Source organism: Vibrio sp. 1249-1 (genome assembly GCF_033340495.1).
The window spans coordinates 1-577 of sequence record NZ_JAWOWJ010000891.1 but is presented as its reverse complement, the minus strand read 5'-3'; the positions used below and the strand labels follow the sequence as shown (position 1 = coordinate 577).

Sequence of the window (577 nt, the reverse complement as noted above, 5' to 3'; positions counted from 1 at the left end):
ATATCTTTCTCACCTGATGGCTTTAGTAGAACAATACTGCATTCAAAATCATGCGGTCAGCTATACCACTCAAAACTTAACTCAGCTTGAACAGTCGAAAGCGATGGGATTAGTCGTCAATAGTGTGTGGAAAGCACATATCCAAGCATATTGCCACAATGCTGATACCTTGATTATTGATGAGTTTGAGAAAGTAATTTCAACTGTCGTGTGTTCGGAGCATTCACTACAAATACCTAAACAACGCGTCTTTCATTGCTTGTCTGAGATTATTCGCTCCATTCCACAAGTCATTGTGGGCGATGCTGATCTTTCCGATATTAGTTTAGGCTTCTTGAAGGATTTACGAGGTGACGTGACTTTAATCCAGTGCGACAAAAACCCATATCTGGGAATTGAAGCAGTTATCACAGATAAAAATCAGTATCTTTATAGTCAGGATGATCTCAAGTCCAAATTGTTGGAGGACAAGGTGTTTCTCTTTGACTCGCTAGTGACACTTCGAGGAGTAGTTAAACAACTTGGTTATGAGGACAAACAAGGTTTAGATAGTGAGACTGCGGCTCTAAACGACGGT

At 40.4% G+C, this 577-nt stretch carries 1 pseudogene; it reads left to right on the top strand.

The window, feature by feature from the left end:
- Positions 1-577, top strand: a pseudogene (locus tag R7Z50_RS29515) (hypothetical protein); the annotation flags it as partial.